This window comes from Parapedobacter soli, from assembly GCF_025460835.1.
Classification (GTDB): domain Bacteria; phylum Bacteroidota; class Bacteroidia; order Sphingobacteriales; family Sphingobacteriaceae; genus Parapedobacter; species Parapedobacter soli.
Window position 1 is genome coordinate 1 of record NZ_JAMXAY010000034.1, and the last position, 20126, is coordinate 20126.

Annotated in this window: 14 protein-coding genes; 1 reads left to right on the forward strand and 13 read right to left on the reverse strand. The window is 50.0% G+C overall.

The genetic code is table 11. From position 1 onward, the window contains the following. The first annotated feature begins 189 nt into the window (after positions 1–189). The gene (locus NGM62_RS14365; RefSeq protein WP_262248946.1) at positions 190–441 is read left to right on the forward strand and encodes a hypothetical protein; all 252 of its coding nucleotides are present in this window, start codon (positions 190–192) and stop codon (positions 439–441) included. Between the two features lie 97 nt (positions 442–538). On the opposite strand, the gene NGM62_RS14370 is transcribed toward NGM62_RS14365, so the two are convergent. From NGM62_RS14370 to NGM62_RS14430, 13 genes are all read right to left on the reverse strand, one after another. Beyond that, positions 539–1846, reverse strand: a complete 1308-nt coding sequence (locus tag NGM62_RS14370; RefSeq protein WP_262248947.1) for an acetylxylan esterase — start codon at positions 1844–1846, stop codon at positions 539–541. Positions 1847–1972: 126 nt separating this feature from the next. Further along, the gene (locus tag NGM62_RS14375; RefSeq protein ID WP_262248948.1) at positions 1973–3643 is read right to left on the reverse strand and encodes a SusD/RagB family nutrient-binding outer membrane lipoprotein; all 1671 of its coding nucleotides are present in this window, start codon (positions 3641–3643) and stop codon (positions 1973–1975) included. Positions 3644–3655: 12 nt separating this feature from the next. Then, the gene (locus NGM62_RS14380; RefSeq protein WP_262248949.1) at positions 3656–7048 is read right to left on the reverse strand and encodes a SusC/RagA family TonB-linked outer membrane protein; all 3393 of its coding nucleotides are present in this window, start codon (positions 7046–7048) and stop codon (positions 3656–3658) included. Positions 7049–7139: 91 nt separating this feature from the next. Continuing rightward, positions 7140–8222 carry an acyltransferase family protein gene (locus NGM62_RS14385; protein ID WP_262248950.1) on the reverse strand — a complete coding sequence of 361 codons (1083 nt, stop codon included), beginning with the start codon at positions 8220–8222 and terminating at the stop codon, positions 7140–7142. A gap of 262 nt (positions 8223–8484) precedes the next feature. Then, positions 8485–10731 carry a hypothetical protein gene (locus tag NGM62_RS14390; RefSeq protein ID WP_262248951.1) on the reverse strand — a complete coding sequence of 749 codons (2247 nt, stop codon included), beginning with the start codon at positions 10729–10731 and terminating at the stop codon, positions 8485–8487. A 39-nt stretch (positions 10732–10770) separates the two neighbouring features. Further along, positions 10771–11946, reverse strand: coding sequence for a sialidase family protein (locus NGM62_RS14395; protein WP_262248952.1), 1176 nt, complete (start codon positions 11944–11946; stop codon positions 10771–10773). A 29-nt stretch (positions 11947–11975) separates the two neighbouring features. Then, positions 11976–13757 carry a purple acid phosphatase family protein gene (locus NGM62_RS14400; RefSeq protein ID WP_262248953.1) on the reverse strand — a complete coding sequence of 594 codons (1782 nt, stop codon included), beginning with the start codon at positions 13755–13757 and terminating at the stop codon, positions 11976–11978. Positions 13758–13775: 18 nt separating this feature from the next. Beyond that, the gene (locus NGM62_RS14405) at positions 13776–14645 is read right to left on the reverse strand and encodes a glycerophosphodiester phosphodiesterase family protein (protein WP_262248954.1); all 870 of its coding nucleotides are present in this window, start codon (positions 14643–14645) and stop codon (positions 13776–13778) included. Between the two features lie 42 nt (positions 14646–14687). Further along, positions 14688–16103 carry a PhoPQ-activated pathogenicity-related family protein gene (locus NGM62_RS14410; protein ID WP_262248955.1) on the reverse strand — a complete coding sequence of 472 codons (1416 nt, stop codon included), beginning with the start codon at positions 16101–16103 and terminating at the stop codon, positions 14688–14690. Positions 16104–16189: 86 nt separating this feature from the next. Continuing rightward, a complete protein-coding gene (locus NGM62_RS14415) occupies positions 16190–17320 on the reverse strand; it encodes a sialidase family protein (RefSeq protein ID WP_262248956.1) in 1131 nt (376 codons plus the stop codon). A 52-nt stretch (positions 17321–17372) separates the two neighbouring features. Then, a complete protein-coding gene (locus NGM62_RS14420) occupies positions 17373–18317 on the reverse strand; it encodes a dihydrodipicolinate synthase family protein (protein ID WP_262248957.1) in 945 nt (314 codons plus the stop codon). 93 nt (positions 18318–18410) lie between these two features. Beyond that, positions 18411–19292: a sugar phosphate isomerase/epimerase family protein gene (locus NGM62_RS14425; RefSeq protein ID WP_262248958.1), complete on the reverse strand. Its 882-nt coding sequence runs from the start codon at positions 19290–19292 to the stop codon at positions 18411–18413. Between the two features lie 10 nt (positions 19293–19302). Then, entirely contained in the window at positions 19303–20112 is an 810-nt protein-coding gene (locus tag NGM62_RS14430) for an SDR family NAD(P)-dependent oxidoreductase (protein ID WP_262248959.1), read from the reverse strand. Positions 20113–20126: the final 14 nt, after the last annotated feature.

The following is a 20126-nucleotide window of genomic DNA, read 5'->3' on the forward strand; positions in this document are numbered from 1 at the left end:
AAATACCGTGAAAAGGTGCTAAAACTTTAAAAGCGAAATCCCTGAAAAGCATTACTTTTGGTGAATACAATCACTGAAAAACATTACTTTTGGTGAATTGACCCATAGTATGATAAAACGAATTATTGAAAAATCAGGCAACGCGGCCGTGGTGACATAATAACGTTATTAACAGATTAGGGATTTAACATGGATATTCAAGCTGAAAAACTAGGTATTATCCGTTGGCTGAGTACTCTCGATGACAGAAAATTGATTAGCCAACTAGTATCTTTAAAAAACTCCACTACAAAACAAGTTAAATTGAACTTAAGTACGGAGGAAAAGGAGGCCGTCGATGCCGCCTTGAAATCTGCCGAAGAAGGACGTGTCATATCGCACGAAGATGTAATGGCCAATACAAGAAACAAATACCCGAATCTGTATCATAATAAACGGTAATTTCGATGAGGCTCACCTGGACTCAAGATGCCGTAAGTGACTATCACCACAATAAACCCCAAAAGACTCAAATTTTAATTAGCTGTTCCCACCTCTGCTATTTCCGCAGTCTCGAAAAAAGCCATTCCCGAATCTTTACCTGTTGTTCGGGATATGTCCAATGCCCGGTCTCCTGCACCAAATACAATTCTTTCGGTGCCTGTATCTTATTATAAGCCGAATAGTATGACGTGGGCGGACAGGTTTCATCGTTATAACCCCAGGTATAAAAACCCGGTACGTTGACCGACCGCGCGAAATTGACAACATCATAATACGCGGAAGTCTTGATTTTTTCTTCCTTCGCCATGAACGGCGCATTGGATGCATTGAACATATGCGGCCAGCCACCCGCACGGCCGTGGAGGTAGCCTGTCAAATCACAAAGGGCCGGATATAGCGACACGAGGTACTTTATCCGGTTGTCCAATGCCGCAGTCACAATCGATAACGCTCCACCTTGGCTACCACCCCAAACCGCTAAGTTACTGCCGTCGAATTCAGAAAGTGAAACAAGGTAATCCACGGCCCGCACACAGCCGAGGTACACCCTTTTATAATAATATTCATCGCGGTCATCGAGGTTGAAAAACTGGTAATTCTTCAACGATGCGGCCCGCAGATCATTATACAGACCCGTCTCATAAACAACCGGAATACCGTGGATACCGATTTGCAGGGTGATGATACCCTCTTCTGCCAAATCCACAATACCGTAGTACGGCCGTATTCCCGCACCCGGCACTTGCAACACCGCGGGATACTTGCCAGGGGCTTTAGGCTTAGCAAGGATACCGTAAAGACGGCTACCGGTCTCGTAGTTCTGGATATTCACCTGATACACATCCACCTTCTCCGTACAGCGATCGGGCAGCAAGGTCAGCTTCGCATCCATGGGGACTTTAGCTGCCTCAGCTTTCGCGTTGTTCCAAAAGTCCCAGAAGTCATCCGGCAGCTGCTGCGTGGGCTGGATATTTTCCGGTGCGTAGCCGGCAGTAGCTAATCCCCGGTAGGTGGTACCATCAACCGAGATACGCGCTTCGCAGCGCAAGAACCCGGGATCGCTCAGCTTGCCTTTCACTTGCGCCTTACCGTTTTTCAATATGACCGTGCCCTGGTCGGTCGGCGGCATCTTTTCGAGACCCAAGGTGTATGATACTTCCACGTCAGCCATCGGCACCTGATGCTTCAATAGCTGTATCGTGAATGTTGCCTCTTCCCCGGGTGTATACGTCCAATCCGGTTTATCCGGCGACACCAGCACCTGTATGGGGTGCGGCGGCCGGGATTGAGCGGAAGCAACCGGCGAAAGGCAGCAAAGCGCGCAGGCAAGTGCGATGACGCGGATGAAAGAAAGTCTGTTCATGATAGCTGAAAAATAATCGTATGTAAATTTATCTTGGTAGACGAAAATACAATTTTCCACACCATTGCCATACAATTTCTTCAAAAACACGTGCGCGCTATCCTTTTATCGACGAAAACACTTCGATTACCAAGGTTTACCCGTTCCTTGAATCACCCATGGTTTAGACCAAGCACTGTTCTTATTGTCAGCCTGCGAATGCGAGGTTACTTCCAATCGTTCCAATGCTGCTTCAGCGTTTTGGCGATTAACAGATAATTCGTCCTGCATATAATAAAACCTAACAGGAAGCACATCCCTTAAAGCTACCGGGCCTGCTACCAACTCGGGGTATCCCGTGCGGCGGAAATCAAACCAAGCCTCAGTAGCCGCTGTCCAGCTGGCGATCCACTTTTGTTCGATAATTTGCTTTACGGTTCCTTCATAAGCTACCCCCTCATTTTCTATATAATCACCATAAGAGCCACCTACTGTCCAAGCTTCCAATGATTGCTTGATCCCTTCGTTATAATAATCCTCCCCATTTCCTACAGACCAACCCTTCACTGCGGCTTCGGCCAAAATAAAGTTCACTTCAGCAGCAGATAGCAGACGAACTTTCAAAAGTGGGCCAGAGGCGTCCTTATAGATGTCGTTCAGGAAAGATACATGGGGGTTGTACGACAATTGCCCTGGTGTAGGATTTAGGTTGTAGGCCGAGGGCAGTGCAGACCAACTGGGTGGTATGCCTACGTAATCCGCATCCTGATCGATTGCAACTGCCCCTACCTTATCCGGCGATAGGTATCGTACACCATCCCTGATTTCGTCCGTACCCGCCGGCAAGCTCGCATCCATCTTCAATGGGACCTCCACTTTATTCGCCCACTTGAAAAGTCGGGGATCATTCAATGCCTGCATGTAGTCAACCAACGTTGAACACATCTTCAATCGCCTATAATTACTGCCGGCGTCAACATCAAATTGTATGTTATGCGGCCAGGAATCCGAGGCCGAGTTACCTAGGAAGGGCATCGTTGCATCGTCGGCGGCAACAGTGATAATGGGGTATTGACCCGGATTACCCACTATTTTCTCAATCCCCGCTTTTGCGACCTCAGGCATTTTTTCGGCGATGCGCATATAATACCGCAGCAACAACGAATTAGCAAATTTGCGCCACTGCTCAGGCTTACCGCGGTAGTATACATCGGCGTTTGCGACAATCCCGGTGTAATCGGAAGCCGACTTAGACAACAACCCGTTCGCCTGCTCTAGTTCGCCGATGATCCCCGTATAAATCGTTTCCTGGGTATCAAATTTGGGCAACATGTATTCTACCCCACCCTCATCTCCTTTTAGCGCATCCGTATATGGCGCATCGCCCCATAAATCCGTAATCAAACCAAACATAAATGCACGCATCACCAAGGCCACTCCTTGGTGGAATTCCATCCCCTCTTCAGACGCACGTTTGTATAACAGCGTATTGTTCCGAAGCACGTCATAATACCCGTTCCAACTTTGGTTGCCACCCCAGTCATAGTCATTATGGCCACTTGCCCAAGCGTCCTTTTGTGTGTGCTGTACCACACCCGCAATGTCCTGGTATCCTAGATTAAGATATATTTTGGCACTCTCCGTTAATACGGTCGGCAGCACCAGATTAGGGTTTACATTCTCTTCACTGGCACCATTGGGGTTGATATTCAATTCCGTCAGGTCTTTACACGCCCCAAAAAACAGGAACGCGAAACCCATTCCTAACACGCGAAATGTCCCAAAAACCCATTGTCTATTTATTTTAATCGATTTCATCGCTTTTATCCTTTAGAAGTTAACACCTAATTTAAAACCGATCGGCATAACCCAGGGGGTTACGTTATAACGTTCGATTCCTTGTTTGAACTGGGTCCCGGCTTGTGCGCCGCTCTCCTGTTGGAAGGCCATTTCAGGATCGATACCGATCTTTGATTTGGTCCATAAAATGATGTTCCTACTATATACGGCAATATTGGCGTTGCTTATACCCAAGCGGCGCACAAAGTTGGTGGGTAGGTCGTAGCCCAGCGAAATTTCCCGTAATTTAATATACGATGCATCGAACAAGGCCGCCCGCATAAAGTTCCAGGGATAGTTATCACTATACGGGATATATTGGGTTCCTTCACCGCCCAGATTTTCGGTATAGCCTACGATATTACCGTCGCCATCGTACTGGGCAATCACACCGGGATTAAATACACCACCGTAGGGGTACGCCTGCCCCTCGTAATTGAAAGGGAAACCGCCCATCTCCGCGGTAGGCCCGCCAACAATGTTGAACCGGTTCCCACGGACCACGATCAGATCATTATCAATCAGGTAGTTGGCAAGCTCGGTGCCTGTCATGCCTTTCGGGTCAATCAAATTGTCCAAGAATCGCTGGGTCATTAAATCCGATTCTGAGTACCGATACGTTTGCGAAACAAAATCCCCCCCAAAACGCATATCCAATGAGAAGTTCAACGAAAAGCGTTTGTAACTTAACGAAGACATCATTCCCATCGAGAAATCGGGGTTGAAATTCCCAACTTTATTGGTTGCGTTGTTCATCCCCACATCTTGCCATGAGCCCTCGTCGTCAAGTATCGGCCAACCATAATATTTCGAATTCGGATCGGTAACCGTTACCAGCTCTGCGTCATACAGATCACCGATTTCTTGTCCTACATAGGTCCGCGCACCGCCTTTAGCATCGCCCCATAAATCATAGAATTCCAGCCCCTCACTCAGTTCCATAATCCGTGTTCTATTGCGGTACCAATTTAAGCCGACATCCCACCGCCAATCGTTTGTTAGCACGGGCGTGCCACTCAGTGCCAGCTCAAAACCACGGCTACGCAACAGCCCCGCATTGATATTCTTTGACGTGAAACCGCTAGACCCCGGTAACTTGGCTGGAATAATCTGGTTCTCATTATCCAATTGATAATAGGTGCCCTCAAAGCGCAGGCGATTGTCCCACAGTGCCAAATCCAAACCATATTCATAAGAAGTAGCAATCTCGGGTTTGAGATCGGGCAGCAGCATATTTCCTGGCTTCGTAAGCCGTGTCACATCACCCCAGGCTCCTGCGTTGGCCAGCACATTAATGAGGTTATACGGTCCTGTATCGTTTCCAGCTCGCGCCACCCCGCCACGTAATTTCAAAAGGTTTACTTGTTGCGGCAAACGGAATATTTCGTCTACCAATACGCTGAGGGATGCCGACGGGTAGAAATAGGATCGATTGTTTTCCGGCAACGTACTGGACCAGTCATTACGGGCTGTCAAATCGAGATAAACCATGTCATTGAACCCAAAATTCACCAGTCCATAGACGCTGTTCACCGCCTTCTCAGCTAGGTAGCTACCGTAGTTCAAGCCCGATGGACTGATATTCGACAACGTATATAGGCCCGGCACCACCAAACCCGATCCTCCTTTGCTGGAATTGCTTTCATCCCGGTTTCGTACATAAAGGGTATTACCACCGGCCGAAACCGATAGGTCAAGCCAATTCACGCGCCGTTTATAGGTAGCTAAGAAATCGATATTCTGTTCCTGCCGGTGTAAATTCATTATTCCATAAACACCTTTGGCGTCATTGGTATAACTGTACGGGATTTTAGACTCCCGTTGTTCCTGGTAAGTATCGAGTGCGTACCTCACCATCAAATCTAAGTTGGAAGTAATCTGCCAATCCGCCCGGACATTTCCAAACACCCGATCGCGGACGAATGAATTATTCACGCCGTATGCCAGAAAGTAGGGATTATTCTTTTCACCAAGCGCTGTGGTAAACTGCTCAATATTCTCCTTCCCTTCTACCCAATAATTTTGAAGGTCGAGGATATTAACATGCGGTGATACTTTATAAGCCCATTCCAACGGATTTGCCCCCCTATTGTTTGCCGGCCGGTTATCCGACCCGTTTCTGCTGAAGTCTATATTGGACGAAATGGAAAAATTAGGATGCAGCTTCAACGTCGAGCTCATGTTAATCGAATTGCGCGAAAGGTCTGTGTTCGGAATGATACCGCGATTGGCCATATTTGAATACGAAATCCGATAATTCATCTTTTCGGAGTTATTGGCAATCGACACGCCATTGGTCGAAGTAATACCCGTTTGCACAAAATTCTTAACGTTATCCGGGTATGATTTCAATTCTGTGGGTATTCTATTCCCGTTTTCATCCAGCGGACTGTTCCATTGTATGGCTTTATACCCTTTGTCCAACTCGGGGCCTACGCCTCCGGCAGATCCCTCTTCAATCTGCAAGATACCACCCGGATAAGGACTGAACTCAGGGGTAAACGGAAAGATGCCCGTGGCAAACTGGCTATGCATGTCCAAATAGCGGTACGGCATATCAAACACCGTATTGCTGGTTACCGATATCGTCATTTTATTGACGCCGGCTCCTGATTTCGTGGTGATAAGGACTACCCCGTTGCCCGCTCTGGAACCGTATAACGCAGCAGCACTCGGACCTTTCAAAATGGATACACTTTCGATGTCGTCCGGATTCAAGCTGGAAATAGCGTTCCCATAATCCACCTTGTTGTCATTACCCATCTGCGATACATTATTCAGTGTATTCGCTATTGGTACGCCGTCTACGACAAACAAGGGCTGGTTGTCGTTAACCAGCGACGTAGCTCCCCTTATCACCATACTGACAGAAGAGCCTGTGCCGCCTGTGGAACTGATCGCCACCCCGGGCACCTTCCCAGCCATACCGCTCAACACGTTCTCATTAGCTACACGCGATAGCTCCGCGCCATCCACCTTACCCACGGAATAACCCAGCGACCGCTCTTCCCGTTTGATGCCCAACGCCGTAACCACCACTTCTTCCAAGGCTTCCTCACTAGGCTTCAATTCCACATTGACCACTGATCTGCCGCCGACCGCAATGGTCATGGTTTCATAACCCAACGCGTTAAATACCAACGACGCTCCCGCAGGCAGGTTATTAAGTACATAACGCCCTGAACCGTCCGTGGATACAGCCTGCTCCGTGCCTTGGACATTAACGGTTACCCCCGCGACCGGACTCCCATCGGGACCTGTAACAACCCCCGATACATTCGTTTGGCTCTGCGCCTGCACGTCTACACCGAACAACAAGACGATGACGACGCAAAACAAGACTCCAAACCACTTTTTCCTAATTGTAAATTTTCCTATTTCCATAACGATTCACTTTGGTTTATTCGATTATCCATACTTGATGCTTTGATGAGTTTCGACGTCGCAAAAAAAGTTGTTGCTTATTAAGTTGCCATTAGATTTTGATAAAGATTTGCCTTTTATAAAGCACGTAAATGGGGATGTAGCATAAGGCGCAAATACCGATTGCCCAAAGCAGGGAAGCGACCTCAGCCCCACCCCCGTTGATGAAATGATGGCCATACCACGTGTTGACTGGTTCCAAGAGCTCAGGGAGCACCCCACCGATGACGTATGCCGTTATCGCGTTAGCCCCGAATACGACCCCAACCTTCGCCCAAGCGCTTAACTTCAATACCTCGATAACGAAAAAAAGCGACCCGAACACCATGGCGGCCAAGCCGGCGGTATATAACACATAGGAACTTGTCCACAGATTCTTATTGATGGGAAACACCCATCCCCATGCCGAGCCAACGATGAAAGCCGACAATCCCCCCAAATACAACCAGATTACTTTCCGCTCGTATGACATACCATCAATTGCTAAAAGCTTTCCGGCCAACATCCCGGAGATCCCGGTAGCAATTGCTGGAAAAGTACTGAGTATACCTTCCGGATCCCACGTGCCCTGCCACATCGTGCCCGGTATGAGCAAGCCATCAACCCAGGCGGCAAGATTTTTGCCCGGTTCCAATACGCCTATACCTACGCCCGGCACAGGCACCAGTAGCATCGCAGCCCAATACAGGAGTAGTAGGGCACTGCCAATGATGGCCTGCTGTTTCCAGGTAGTATACAAGTAAAGCAATGCACATACTAAAAACACGACCGCGATCCGTTGCAGCACGCCTGGAATGCGTATATCCTCGAAAGCGAAGTCTGGAAATAATCCCAAGAAAATCCCAATAAGAAAGATAAGGGCTGCGCGTTTCAGGGTCTTTCCCACCAGCCCCGCTTTCGACCGGCCGGCGTCGAGCATCTTACGGTAGGAAAGCGTAATGGAAATACCGACGATAAAAACAAAAAAGGGAAAAATACAATCAGTAGGTGTAATACCATGCCAAGATGCATGCCGCAACGGCGCATACACATACTCCCACGAGCCCGGTGTGTTCACGATAATCATTGCTGCTATCGTAAATCCCCGGAACGCATCCAAGGAAACCAAACGCCCAACTCCCGTATTTTTTGTCATTGCTATTGTATTGCTAATGATTGGTTAGAATCCGAATATACTTGTCGCCCGTTCTTATCGCTGAAAGCGATTACCTTGTTTTAACTACCCAAAAATAGATGGAGTATGCCTATTTTCTTTATACAATATTATCATTTGCATGGCGCATTTTATCATGTTACCCAACTAACAACACATTGATTTACAGAATGTAAAAAAGATTAATAACAGGTAACCACTACATTAATAAACAATGAATTTACCCATAGTCATTGGCCAACGATTATTCTTTTATCGGGGCTTCGATAACCCCTAGGTATCTACCCATCCAATACGGAAACAGCCAGATGTCGCCAGCGCTGTTTTCAGCTGCGCCATGGGTACCCCCATCCAGTGTGAACCGATTAGCATTATGGCGGGATATCTTCAATTCATCTGGAGGTAATACCTCCGCGGTGGTCTGACCCCGGAAATTGGGCGCCACGTGTTCAATGTCTTTCCGATGGCTATTCGTAACAGTCCATTGGATCAGGTCGAGCGGATATTCCTTCAGATACCATACGGCCTCTTTCAGATCAATGGAGTCTGTGCCGGTAATCGCAGTGAAAATATTCCACGCGCCTTCCTTTTCGGGTCTTTCCGCTTCCCAATGATCGCGGATGGCCTCGCCATATTTCGATTTGAGCGTATCATTGAACGCATACCGGTACAACCCCCAGTAGCCTGCAAAATACATTTCGTCATCCGAATGGTTCCACGCACTCGAAAGCATCTGGCTCCAATCGTCGGCGCCATCCGGCGCCGTTCCGATTTCTGCCATCGGGCGCAAGAGATTCTCCAGGTACCCATGGTTGTCCATCAGATCGAAAGCGGTTTCGCGATATATGGGCTTACCCGTGAAGTGATAAGCGGTCTGGAGCATACCGATGATATTGGACGAATTCAGTTTCCGGTCGCCCACGTTCGTGGGGAATGCATTGACGTACTCGGGGTTCCACCGACCCCAGGTGGTGGGCTGTCCGTCATAGTCTACCAGATAAAGGTCGTGCTGTACAATATGCCCCATCAAGGTATCGATAAGACGAATGGCCTTCTGCCGCGTTTCCTCGTGATCTACCAATTCGGCGATTACACCGAATGCAAAGATATGACCGATCGCCTCATCACTACTGGTCGTGGCCTTCCAGTACCAGTCGGGGTGGTCTACCAGCTGCCAGCGCTCGGGGTCGGAAAGTATATCGCGGGTATCCCCTGTTCCGCGCCGCTCAAAGGAACGCGCCGGAAAACCTGGAACGGGGTTGATATCATATAACCGGCTCATGGCATCCAACGACTCCACGCAATAGTCCAGTGCCTCTTGCTCACCCGTGGTTGCATAGCGGAACGCTTCCGCAGCTAGGTAAAGCGACGTCCATAGTCCGTCATTGTCGGAATCCCCTAGATAGCCGGTACTCAGATCACCTTCCTGCATGCCTACGAGTGTGGCATTGAAACCATTCCGGATGTGCCTCTCCCGTACCTGTTGTTCATAATACATGGCCTTTTCATGCAGGGTCATTTCTTTGAAATGGATAACACCGAGCCCACCATCGGTCAATAACAACACCGAAGCGTCCGGTCCAGCGGCGATGTCCACCACGTGGTCGCTCGGCAACCAACGCTTGCTCGCATAATATGCGATATCATCTCCTTCCCGCACCACGAAAGCTCCTTTGGAAGTACCGAACCAAGAATTCCCATCAATCAGTTTCACCACGGTGATATCCGTCCACGGAAGTATCCGCTGGATATCCGCAGCTACTTCACCACGTTCCAAATCATAGCGAAAATAGCCATCGGACGTACCCACAACCAGCTCATTACGGTAATCGTCAACATCGAAAGCCGTCAGGTTCGCGCCGTCATATATTTTCTCCAATGAACGCGTCGGGGTAGTAAACCGGTACACGCCATCTTCCACAAGTAAAAAAAACAGTGAATGATCTTTGGGGTGGGCTACCATGTCGACAACATCACTACCCGAAACCTGGCCTTTCCAGGCAACGACCCCATCCTGAATGAAGTGTACAGCACGCCCGTCGGTCGCCAAAAACTCCTGCGCATCGTTGGCGGCGAAGACAGTCGGTTCTTCCAATTGATGCTCCACAAACAATCGCCCGGACCAAGCATTGCTGAAAACCGCCTGTTTATCGAGATAAACGAACTCGTCCTTGCAAAGCACCATATCCACGATTGCCTTTGCCGACATAAACCGGTACGTATTGTCTGTTACTACGCTACCCGGGTACAGGAACCGTCCGTCACGCAGGTGTTTGAGCCCATCCGATGCGAGCATTTGCACTTTCCCGTCGCGGTCAGCATGTACCCGTTGCAATTGCACGCCCTCCTCACTGAAAAGGTATTTCACACTGTAATCCTGCATAAATACAGTATCGGAATAGGCCGTGCCCTGCCGAGGTCCTGGTTTACCACAGGCATAAGTCCCAAACGCAATCAATAATAGTAATCGTATATTACGTGTCATGTTCATCTATTGAGTGATAAAAAATTACGGCGGCCGCGACAACCCCTACGGTCTTACCGCCACATATTTGATTGTCTTCCGGCCATTGTCCGGATGGAAGGAATAGGTCATATGGAGCACTCCATCTTGTCCTTGGATCAGCGACGGATACGAATACCTTCCTGATTTGGAGGCATCGTATTCGATGGGGAATTTCACCGGCCACGTCTTTCCTTCATCGGTTGATAAGTATAGGCTCAACCGGTACCGGCCGTCGTCGACATCGTTGCCCAGCATGGCCCATCTGCCATCTGCCAGAACCACCACATCTACACTGGCACCGTTGGGGATTTCCGTTTTGCGCGCAACGGTCCAGCTCCTCCCGCCGTCGAATGACTCGCTCACCTGCACACGTGTGGGTGCATCTCCGCTATCCCGCATGTAGGCAATTATACGGCCATCCTCTCGCTGCGCCAATGTGGGTTGGATAGGTCCCCTCCCCACTATGGGTAGGCTTGGCAACCAAGACACGCCCCCATTATCGGAAATTGCGACCATTGAAAAATTGAACCCATCGGAATACAGTGGTAACAAGATCCGGCCATCGGCGGTGATAAGCGGCTTGATACGGGTCATCCACCCCGTGCTCCGCTTGGTGACATCCGTACTGGCATCGATGATCATCTCGTCGTATCGTGGCGCGTATTCCGACCAGCCATGGTGGGTAGGTGGGAGTTCCTTGAACCCCTGCACAACCGCTTCCGCGAAATCCTCGCCGGGCTTGAGGAGTATGTTATCCTGCCATTCCCACACAGGCGCCCCCATGTCACCATATTGAATGGTGGACCGTACACGCAAAACCGAGTTCTCCCATTTATTGGCCTGTACGGCAATCCATACCAGAAACAACTTATCTCCCGCCATGAAGAGCACCGGATTGCAATCGGGCAGGTGGGGCGTATCCGCTAGCTCGAAAGGCTCGCTCCAATACCGGCCTCCGTTTTTCTTTCGTGCTCCCATGATCCGCACATCGTCTGCAGTACGTTCCCCACTGCCCTGGAACCACGCGAGCAACAGATCTCCATTCGGCAACTCCACCACGCTGCTTCCGTGCACATGCTGCGCCTGCAAGGGAAACACCAATACCGAATCAGTAACGGTTACTTTTGAGGTACCTCCTTGCGCATTAGCAAGCACAAAACCGGTAAAGAAGTAAAAAAATGTCAATATCAGTCTTTTCATGGTTAATCATTATCCAGCGTTGCCATCGGTTATTTATGGATACGAAAGGTATCCCGCACGTTCCCTGTCGAATCCATGCACACGTAGTCCAGCTTCCGCCCGTCGATTCGGAGGTGCTGATACAGGTATCCTTCGTTTAAACGTTTTGCCGCGTAGGGTTCTATAGTGCCCGACTCGTTCTTACCCTTCGTACCCACGGACATAATATACGTTGTGCCTGCGGTCATTTCTGGCTGAGATTCCCCTCTCTTCAGCGGGTTTGTACGCAGGTAGTAATGGAAGTGCCCGTTCATCACCATATCCACCCCATATTGATCAAACAGCGGCACCCAGTCCGCAACGATGTCTGGATAGGGCTCCTCGGATGTATAAGGGGGGAAGTGGAAGACCACAAATTTCCAAACAGCATCGGTGGCCTGCAGTTGGTGGGCAATCCAATCCTTCTGCTCCGCAACGGAAAAACTAACCACATCAAGCATAAGGAATAACGCGTTTTCATACCGGAAGGCGTACGTAAGCCCGGATGGCAGACCTGCCGGGCCATTCTGGGGATAGGCCAGTGTGCTTTGGTAACGCGCCGCGCCCAGCCCGTCCTGGCTGTCGTGGTTTCCAGGTACCGCCATCAGCGGCGTCCGACCAAATACACCGTTGGAATATCCAAATAAGGTATCCCAGTCGTCACCGTGCAGACCTGTATTGACCAAATCACCCGCTAGGACGTAGAAGGCAGTTTCGGGGTAACGCACGGCGGCGCGCTGCAATAGCGCTCCCCATTTTGGATCGTTGTGTACATCCCCGAACCAGGTAAACGCAAACCGGTTGTCCGCATCGGCCGTTTTGAAATGCAACGTGTCCGATATGGCACCGTCATGTCCTACCATATAAAAGTAGGTTGCCCCCGGCGCCAGCCCATCCAGCGCTGCGGTGAACCGGCTGGTATACCGATCATTCCGTAGCTGCCGATCCTCCAATAACTGGCGTTTAGCCTCGATAAAAGCCGTATCTGTGGCATTTTCCTGCCAGTATTTTATCCACGAGCCGGCCACCGTCCGGTCGCAACGCCACTGTACCACCATGCCCGTCGACGGGTCTTCGGGCAATGTTAATGTAATCTGGTCCGGCACAACACCCGAAGGGAAGTCGGTATACCGAAAGCCTTCCACTACATGGGCCTCCCGCGCACGGCCACGTATGGTCGGCAACAATCGTTGGCCCCGCAACTCATGGGGAACGTCCGTCAAGACTAATCCATCCCAATCCAGGTAAGTGAATGCGCCGGTGTCCAATTCGGTAATCCGTTGATCACGTGGGAAGATTGGGGCGATTTCCAGGTTATCGCTCGGATTTATGGATGCGACACTGACGAAGTAGACTGGCCGATGCTTGTCGAATCCATTAATGCCGAGACCCACCTCACCCGCTGCATACTCCTTTTGCCATACTTCATAGGTATACAGCCCGTTAGACACCATTAGCTCCGTCTTCCGGAACCCTTGGCCGGTCAACCAAAACGGGATCTCCCGTTGTGCGGTATCCCGCATCACGGACACGACGGCTGGCACATTCACCTCGAACTTCCAATAGGCGGTTGCCAGCGTGTTTTTTTCCTGTGGCAAGATAACCCCTAGTACAAAAGCATGGCTGATGGTATCCAGTTCGGCCGATGTCAGCTGCTCATACAGCCGGGTAACCACATCGCCCATTACGCCCGCCACGGAATCCCGGCGGGTATCCTGCACGGGCGCGCACACCGACATACCCATGGTTAACGATATAGCTAATAAACTAAAAAGGCGAAAAATCGTATTCATACCTGGCTTATTTGGTTGTCATGGTTGTGATTCAGACCTTCCTCGTATAAACACAACCATTTTCTCCGGGAAGTCCGTTTGTACAACATTGATATATTTCATCTGTTCGAACAGCTTCGCATACCCCCCGTGGCCGGCGGCTTCCTCCTGATCCGGTGTCCCCAATGCATTTGCCCAAATACGTATCGGACTACGTTGGGTAATGGCATGGAATAAGCTATCGTTATAATAAGAAGCGTCAATATGAACGATATCGGTGAGACCCGATTTTATGATTTCATCCAATTGTTCGGTATCGTACGCGCGGGGCATGATTTTGATACGCGGATCGTATGCGTGCAGCGTGGCCATTTCCGTATAGTCATAGAGGAAAAAAATCACATGGTCCGTCACGTCCAAATCAGCAATCTGCCGATAGGCATCAAATCGCGCCTGCATACCATCTGCCTTGAAATCGATATCCACGAGTATCTTGCCTTTCGCCCGCAATAGTGCTTCCTCCATGGTAGGTATATGATATGCGGTAACTTCGCCATGATTGGTCAACCGGATTTGCTTCAGCTCTTCATAAGTCTTTTCTTTAACCTCGCCCGTCCCGGTTGTGGTGCGGTCCAAGGTCTTGTCATGCATCAAGACGAAGACACCATCCTTGGTTTGCCTGACATCCAACTCGACGATGTGTGCCCCTGCTTTGATAGCTTCATCGATTGATGGCAACGAATTTTCCGGAACCGATAGGTGGGCACCCCGATGCGCAGCCACCAATACGGTATTGGGCTCGTGATGGTATCGATGCCAAATATGGTCTACCTGTGTTCGTTGTACCGTGCAGGAAACTGCCGTGATCAGCAACAGTAGATAACTAAACAACCTATTTCTCGATTTCATTGACTTCAAATTTACACTATAGACAAGGTGCAAAGAGATTAACTAGTTAACGAAAAAGGAGTTACTATCACCTACGAAAACCCGGGTACTTTGGGTGTAAAGTGCTCCATTGGCATCGCGGTATTTCAAGTCCACGTAAAACGCTTTGTAACCCGATTCGGGCAAGGTAGCGGTGACCTTCACTTTCCGTTTGTGTGCCAGATGCAAATCCTCCTTCACCCACGTTTCATCCCTAAAATCCTGGTCTTCCGAAACAGCGCTCCAAACCACCGCACCTTCCAACCTCGGTTTTGTCGCCTTAATGTTCAATTTCAATTTATCCTTGCGTTCCGTCACTTTGTAATCAATGACCGGATAGGGTTTTCCCTGTAAAGTAAATCCCCAAAAAGATGAAAGTGCTTGGAAAGCCTGCTTCTTGTCGCCAAGGTCATGCCCTTCGTTGGGTACGTAGTGGATGTAATCCGGCCCAGGGATGCTGTCGATGTAATGTTTCACAGCATCGATTACCCAATATTGGTCATTCGTACCCATAAAAAGCATTTTTGGCTTATCGAGTAACCATCGGTAAGCGTATGGATCAATCATCTGAGCTAACGTACGGCCGCGGTCGCTTTCGATATCCTGTACAAGACCAAGGGCGACATAATCCTGTATTTGCGGGCTATATTCATTCCACACGTCGACTTGGTAATTGAGGTTCACCGGCATATTCAAAACATCGATGACCATCGGTGCGAACGCTTCCACCCGTTCATCCTGTGATGCGGTCAGCCAGGTTGTCCAACCACGCTTCGAAAGGCCTGAAACGACGAACCTCGACACCGGTTTGGAAGAACGGCTCGCGGCGATCTCTTGCATCGCATCCATCGCCCGTACGGCACTTTTTACCATCGGGAAGAGCAAAGGCCATGTATAATCACCATCCTGTTGGAACTGATGCAAGGTGTACGATATTAGCTCATCTTCCACCAAACCGTTATATAGTGGTTGGTTGGGCACTTGCCGAAGGACAGCCGCAACGGCTCGGTTGGTCACCGCAATTTTGGCCATGTCTTGGATAAGGCTATTCGTAGCAAGGTCGTGCCATTCGGGCATGGCGGGGTTATCCTTCTGCATACGGCCGCTGCTGACAAACAACAATCCACCGTCGTAGGCCACTTCCTTGGGTATGATCACATTGAGCTGGTGTGTCCATGTATGCTCCCGCCAACGCTGGGAAGTAAGCAATACCTGGAAAATCGTCCCTTGGTCGGACACCAAACTATCCCTGATTTCCCATTTATAGGACGTATCTCCGTTTCCGAGGTAGCTTTGTAACGCCGTTGCTGGTGTCACCTGCCCATTTCCCTGACCAAAAACAGCCGTTGGAAATGAGATAGCCCACCAAGCCACCAAGCATAATCCGCCATGGCGTATCTTACCGCTAATCATCTTAAGCACAGTCATTGTCGATTCCATATACTATCATTTTCCACCGGACACTAAATAAGCCATCCTTTATTAACCCTTGTTTAATTAGATACGAATATTTTATGCATGTTGTATTAAAGCGCTGCTGGATCGATGACTACATGTTTAATCGACCGTCTATTGTAGGTATACGTGATATGCACCAAGCCATCCGGCGACTGGATAACGGCAGGATACGCATACCCGTCTTCGATGGGTTCATTTTCCAGGGTCATCACAGGTTCCCATGTATTTCCATCGACGGATAAGGCGATGTTCAGGATATTCCTTCCCTTGGGTTCTTCACCCTCCTTCGTGGAATGGTTGTAAACCAATAACTGCCGGCCATCGTTCAGCGTCACCGCATCGGTGCCCGAATTGGGATTAGGCAATGTCATCGCCGTCATTTCACTCCACGTCTGCCCACCATCTTCCGACCAGCTTTGGGCAAGCACATCCTGCCGCGTGCGGCAGATGACCTGCAATTTACCGCCGGGATAGGTTAGGATGCTGGGTTGTATCGCATCGAACGCCACACCATCGTTGATCGGACCAACGACTTCCCAAGTTTGTCCAAGGTCTTTACTGATTTCAAAGTAAACACGCCAATCCTGGTCTTCCCCATCGTCTTTGGGGTATTCGATACTCGTCGGATTGATAATTGTTCCATCAGCCAACTGGATCGGCTTGTTTTTGATTGGACCCAGAAGGTGGCCCACTTTTGGGTCTTCCCCTAATTTATGGGGCTCCGACCATGTTTTGCCATGGTCTTTCGATGTGATTACCATGCCCCACCAGGTTTGCGGACTAGGGCCCACTTTGTAGAACAGCATCAGGTCGCCGCCTTCGGGCTGGAAAAGCACAGGATTCCAACAGGGATACCGCAACGTGTCGTTCTGCACACCGTTTGCCACCTCTTCAGGCCAAGCCCATCGGCCATCCACCATACGAGACACCCAAATACCGACATCGGGATGGCGTTCGTACGTACCCGCAAAAAAGGCGACGAGCAACCCATCGGGCGTTTCGACCAAGGTCGATGCATGGCACTCCGGGGTAGGTTTGTTATCCAACGGGTAGAGGAGTTCACTGCTCACATACCCAGCGGTAGTTGCCTCTGCTTTTGGCGGCAAGTCAAATCGTTGTTCTTCTGCCCCGTTGGGTGGAGAGCATTTCAGGCAAAATATGGCGAGAATGGACAATAATATCCTTGCTTGTTTCTTCATGGTTATCTGTTTGTTTGACATGATCATGTGCTTCGTCCGAAATATACTAATACTACGGCGTTACGCCATTGGGAACTAACTCGATCTGCTCCAACAGTTGGCTAAATTCCAGATAAAATGCATCGATCCCCTTTCGGGTGGGTGCATCGAATAGACCGACATCTTTCCGCGTGAACGTCGAAATCGGCAACCCTCTTTTTTGGAGAAAATATTTGGATACGACTGGATAGACATCATGCATGATATCCATGTGCTCGATAAAGAACCGCTGTACCATCCCCACCTGATCGGCCATCCGTTCGTCATCGTAATGGTTACATAACCAAACGATCAACTCGGGATAGTAATTACCCTGTATGCAGGAAAGACCCGCCGAACCGGCTTTCAGCGACTCCACGGCATGCGCCATGTAAGCATCGTACAAGCCGAAATCAGACACCCCTTTTGTCGCTTCCAACTTTGCCCTGACCTGTTGGATATCCAAACAGGTGTCTTTGTGGTAAATTACCCGGCCTGTGCCGACAAAACGTTTCAGCTGTTCGGCGGTCAATACCCGCTTAAAAGGCTCGGGGCATTCGTACAACCCGAGCGGAATACCCAGCGTGGCATCCAGCAATTGTTCAAATCGCTCATCAAACAACGCAGTGCTTTCCGATTCCCCGGCCAGCATATTGGTAATCACAATCACCGCTTCCACCCCGGTTTCATATAACCGTTTCACAAAATCAGCTTGTTTTTCTACCGGTCCGCCGAACGTACCGGTAGCGACCACGGGCACGGCACCATCCGCTACGCGCACCACATGCTTAGTGACCGCGAGCTGCTCCTCGCCCGACAGGTTGAACATCTCGCTCGATTGGCAGTTGGCAAACAGGCCCGCGGCACCCGCTCGGAGATAAAGCGTTGTGAGCTTCGTGAGCCCGTCAAAATCAACCACTCCGTCGTCCTTGAAAGGCGTTAACATGACGGGAATATATCCTTTACGTTTTTTACCCATTGATATCTTTGTAAATCCTAAATTGATCAGAAACAAAGATAGATGATGGTCATATTGCCGTTCTATATCAAATTAACGGGATGTTATAGGATGTTACCAATATTGTTTGACCTTCCGGTTTACAAAACTCACACTCCTGGCCAATTGATCCATTCCGTCCACACCGTCTTCAATACTGATCCAGCCATCGAAACCGACAGCGCGCAAGGTAGTGAAGATCGCATCATAATCGTTAAGGCCTTTGCCAATTTCGCCATGCCGCAGCACAGCGGCATACCCTTCGCTGTTATCTTCCATCTTCCGTAGGTCTTCAAGGGTTCCACCCACGAGGTACCGGTCGCTGGCATGCATGGTTTTGACACGGTATTTCACTTTCTCCAGGAGCTCCAGCGGATCCTCGCCGGCGAGAAAGGCATTACTGGGATCGTAGTTTACGCCGAAATGGGGGTCTTCGATGGCCTCGACCAGCTGGCAGAACACCTCGGCTTTCTGTGCGAACTCCGGAAATTTCCAGAAATCATCTTTATAGTGGTTTTCCAGGATTAGGGTGATATCGAGCGTCCGGGCATAGTCGAGGCATTCGTGGATCGCTTCAACCGCCAGCTTCACACCTTCGTCGACGGAAAGTTCCGGTCGGCGCTGGCCCGACAGCACCCGGCAATAGCGGCCGCCCAGTGCGGCGGTCATATCGATCCATTTTTTCTGTTGCCCGATCTGTCCGTTCCGGAATGCCGGGTCTGGATGGGTGAAATCCGGCGAACAGCACATCATCGGTATCTCGAGTCCGGTATCATGTACCCGGTTTCGGTAACGGGCCCAGTTCTTTGGGTCTGCCATCTCCAGGAAGCTTGCATACCATTCCAGTCCGTCGATTTCCAATCCCGAAGCTAGGTCGATCCATTCATCGAGCGTCATTTCACCCGTCACGCAAAGCGCTTTCATGAATGCTTTCGGGAATACAGCTAATTTGGGCATATGTCAATAGCTAATCGGTATCTAGCACATCTAAGTTTTTCTCCGGGTTCCTGCCGATGATGGGATGCTGCTCAAGCTCGATTGCCTGGCCGCTGACGGGCCCCAACGCATCGGAAAGCCACAGCACCGCGGAATTCGCCACTTCCATCGGATCCAGTAACCTCCGCGCAGGCGCATACATCGGCGAAATAAGTTTATACCAATCAGGTGGCAAACCGTGGCTTACCTTCCGTTCCTGCTCTTTTTCGGTCAGCACCCAGCCTACATTCAACTGGTTCACCCGGATGCCGAAATCCCGATGCAGGCTATCCCCCAAATTACGGGTAAGCGTCATCAGCGCGCCTTTTGAGACGCTGTACGCCAGAAGCCCTGGTTCCCCAGCATAGGCATTGACCGATCCGATATTAACCACCGCTCCCTTGGTTTCCGCCAGGTAGGGCAACGCCGCCTGGATGATGGCAAACGGAGCCAATGTATTCACTTCCAACACCTCACGAAACAAAGGGAGTGTCGTATCATTCACACGGGATGAAACCACGTAGGCTGCGTTGTTGACAATGCCATTGATTTTGCCGAAACGGCGTATAGCGGCCTCCACCAAATCCGCCGCAAAGTCAGCACGCGTTACGTTGCCGACGAACGTTTCAACCCGGTCACCACCGGCTAGGTAGCCAAGCGCATCGGCTAGGTTCCGTTCGCTCCGCCCGTGGAGGAGCACCTGCGCACCGGCACCCAAGCAAGCTTTGGCAATTGCGAGCCCGATACCGCCGAATGCCCCGGTTACGATAATCACCTTATTTTTCAACAGATTGTTTTGCATGGTATCCCCCCTTT

Bases quoted from the DNA above. Each gene is read 5' to 3' on its own strand.
- NGM62_RS14370 (WP_262248947.1), bottom strand. From the start codon at position 1,846: ATGAACAGACTTTCTTTCATCCGCGTCATCGCACTTGCCTGCGCGCTT.
- NGM62_RS14415 (WP_262248956.1), bottom strand. From the start codon at position 17,320: ATGAAGAAACAAGCAAGGATATTATTGTCCATTCTCGCCATATTTTGC.
- NGM62_RS14395 (WP_262248952.1), bottom strand. From the start codon at position 11,946: ATGAAAAGACTGATATTGACATTTTTTTACTTCTTTACCGGTTTTGTG.
- NGM62_RS14380 (WP_262248949.1), bottom strand. From the start codon at position 7,048: ATGGAAATAGGAAAATTTACAATTAGGAAAAAGTGGTTTGGAGTCTTG.
- NGM62_RS14405 (WP_262248954.1), bottom strand. From the start codon at position 14,645: ATGAAATCGAGAAATAGGTTGTTTAGTTATCTACTGTTGCTGATCACG.
- NGM62_RS14400 (WP_262248953.1), bottom strand. From the start codon at position 13,757: ATGAATACGATTTTTCGCCTTTTTAGTTTATTAGCTATATCGTTAACC.
- NGM62_RS14430 (WP_262248959.1), bottom strand. From the start codon at position 20,112: ATGCAAAACAATCTGTTGAAAAATAAGGTGATTATCGTAACCGGGGCA.
- NGM62_RS14365 (WP_262248946.1), top strand. From the start codon at position 190: ATGGATATTCAAGCTGAAAAACTAGGTATTATCCGTTGGCTGAGTACT.
- NGM62_RS14410 (WP_262248955.1), bottom strand. From the start codon at position 16,103: ATGGAATCGACAATGACTGTGCTTAAGATGATTAGCGGTAAGATACGC.
- NGM62_RS14425 (WP_262248958.1), bottom strand. From the start codon at position 19,292: ATGCCCAAATTAGCTGTATTCCCGAAAGCATTCATGAAAGCGCTTTGC.
- NGM62_RS14375 (WP_262248948.1), bottom strand. From the start codon at position 3,643: ATGAAATCGATTAAAATAAATAGACAATGGGTTTTTGGGACATTTCGC.
- NGM62_RS14420 (WP_262248957.1), bottom strand. From the start codon at position 18,317: ATGGGTAAAAAACGTAAAGGATATATTCCCGTCATGTTAACGCCTTTC.
- NGM62_RS14390 (WP_262248951.1), bottom strand. From the start codon at position 10,731: ATGAACATGACACGTAATATACGATTACTATTATTGATTGCGTTTGGG.
- NGM62_RS14385 (WP_262248950.1), bottom strand. From the start codon at position 8,222: ATGACAAAAAATACGGGAGTTGGGCGTTTGGTTTCCTTGGATGCGTTC.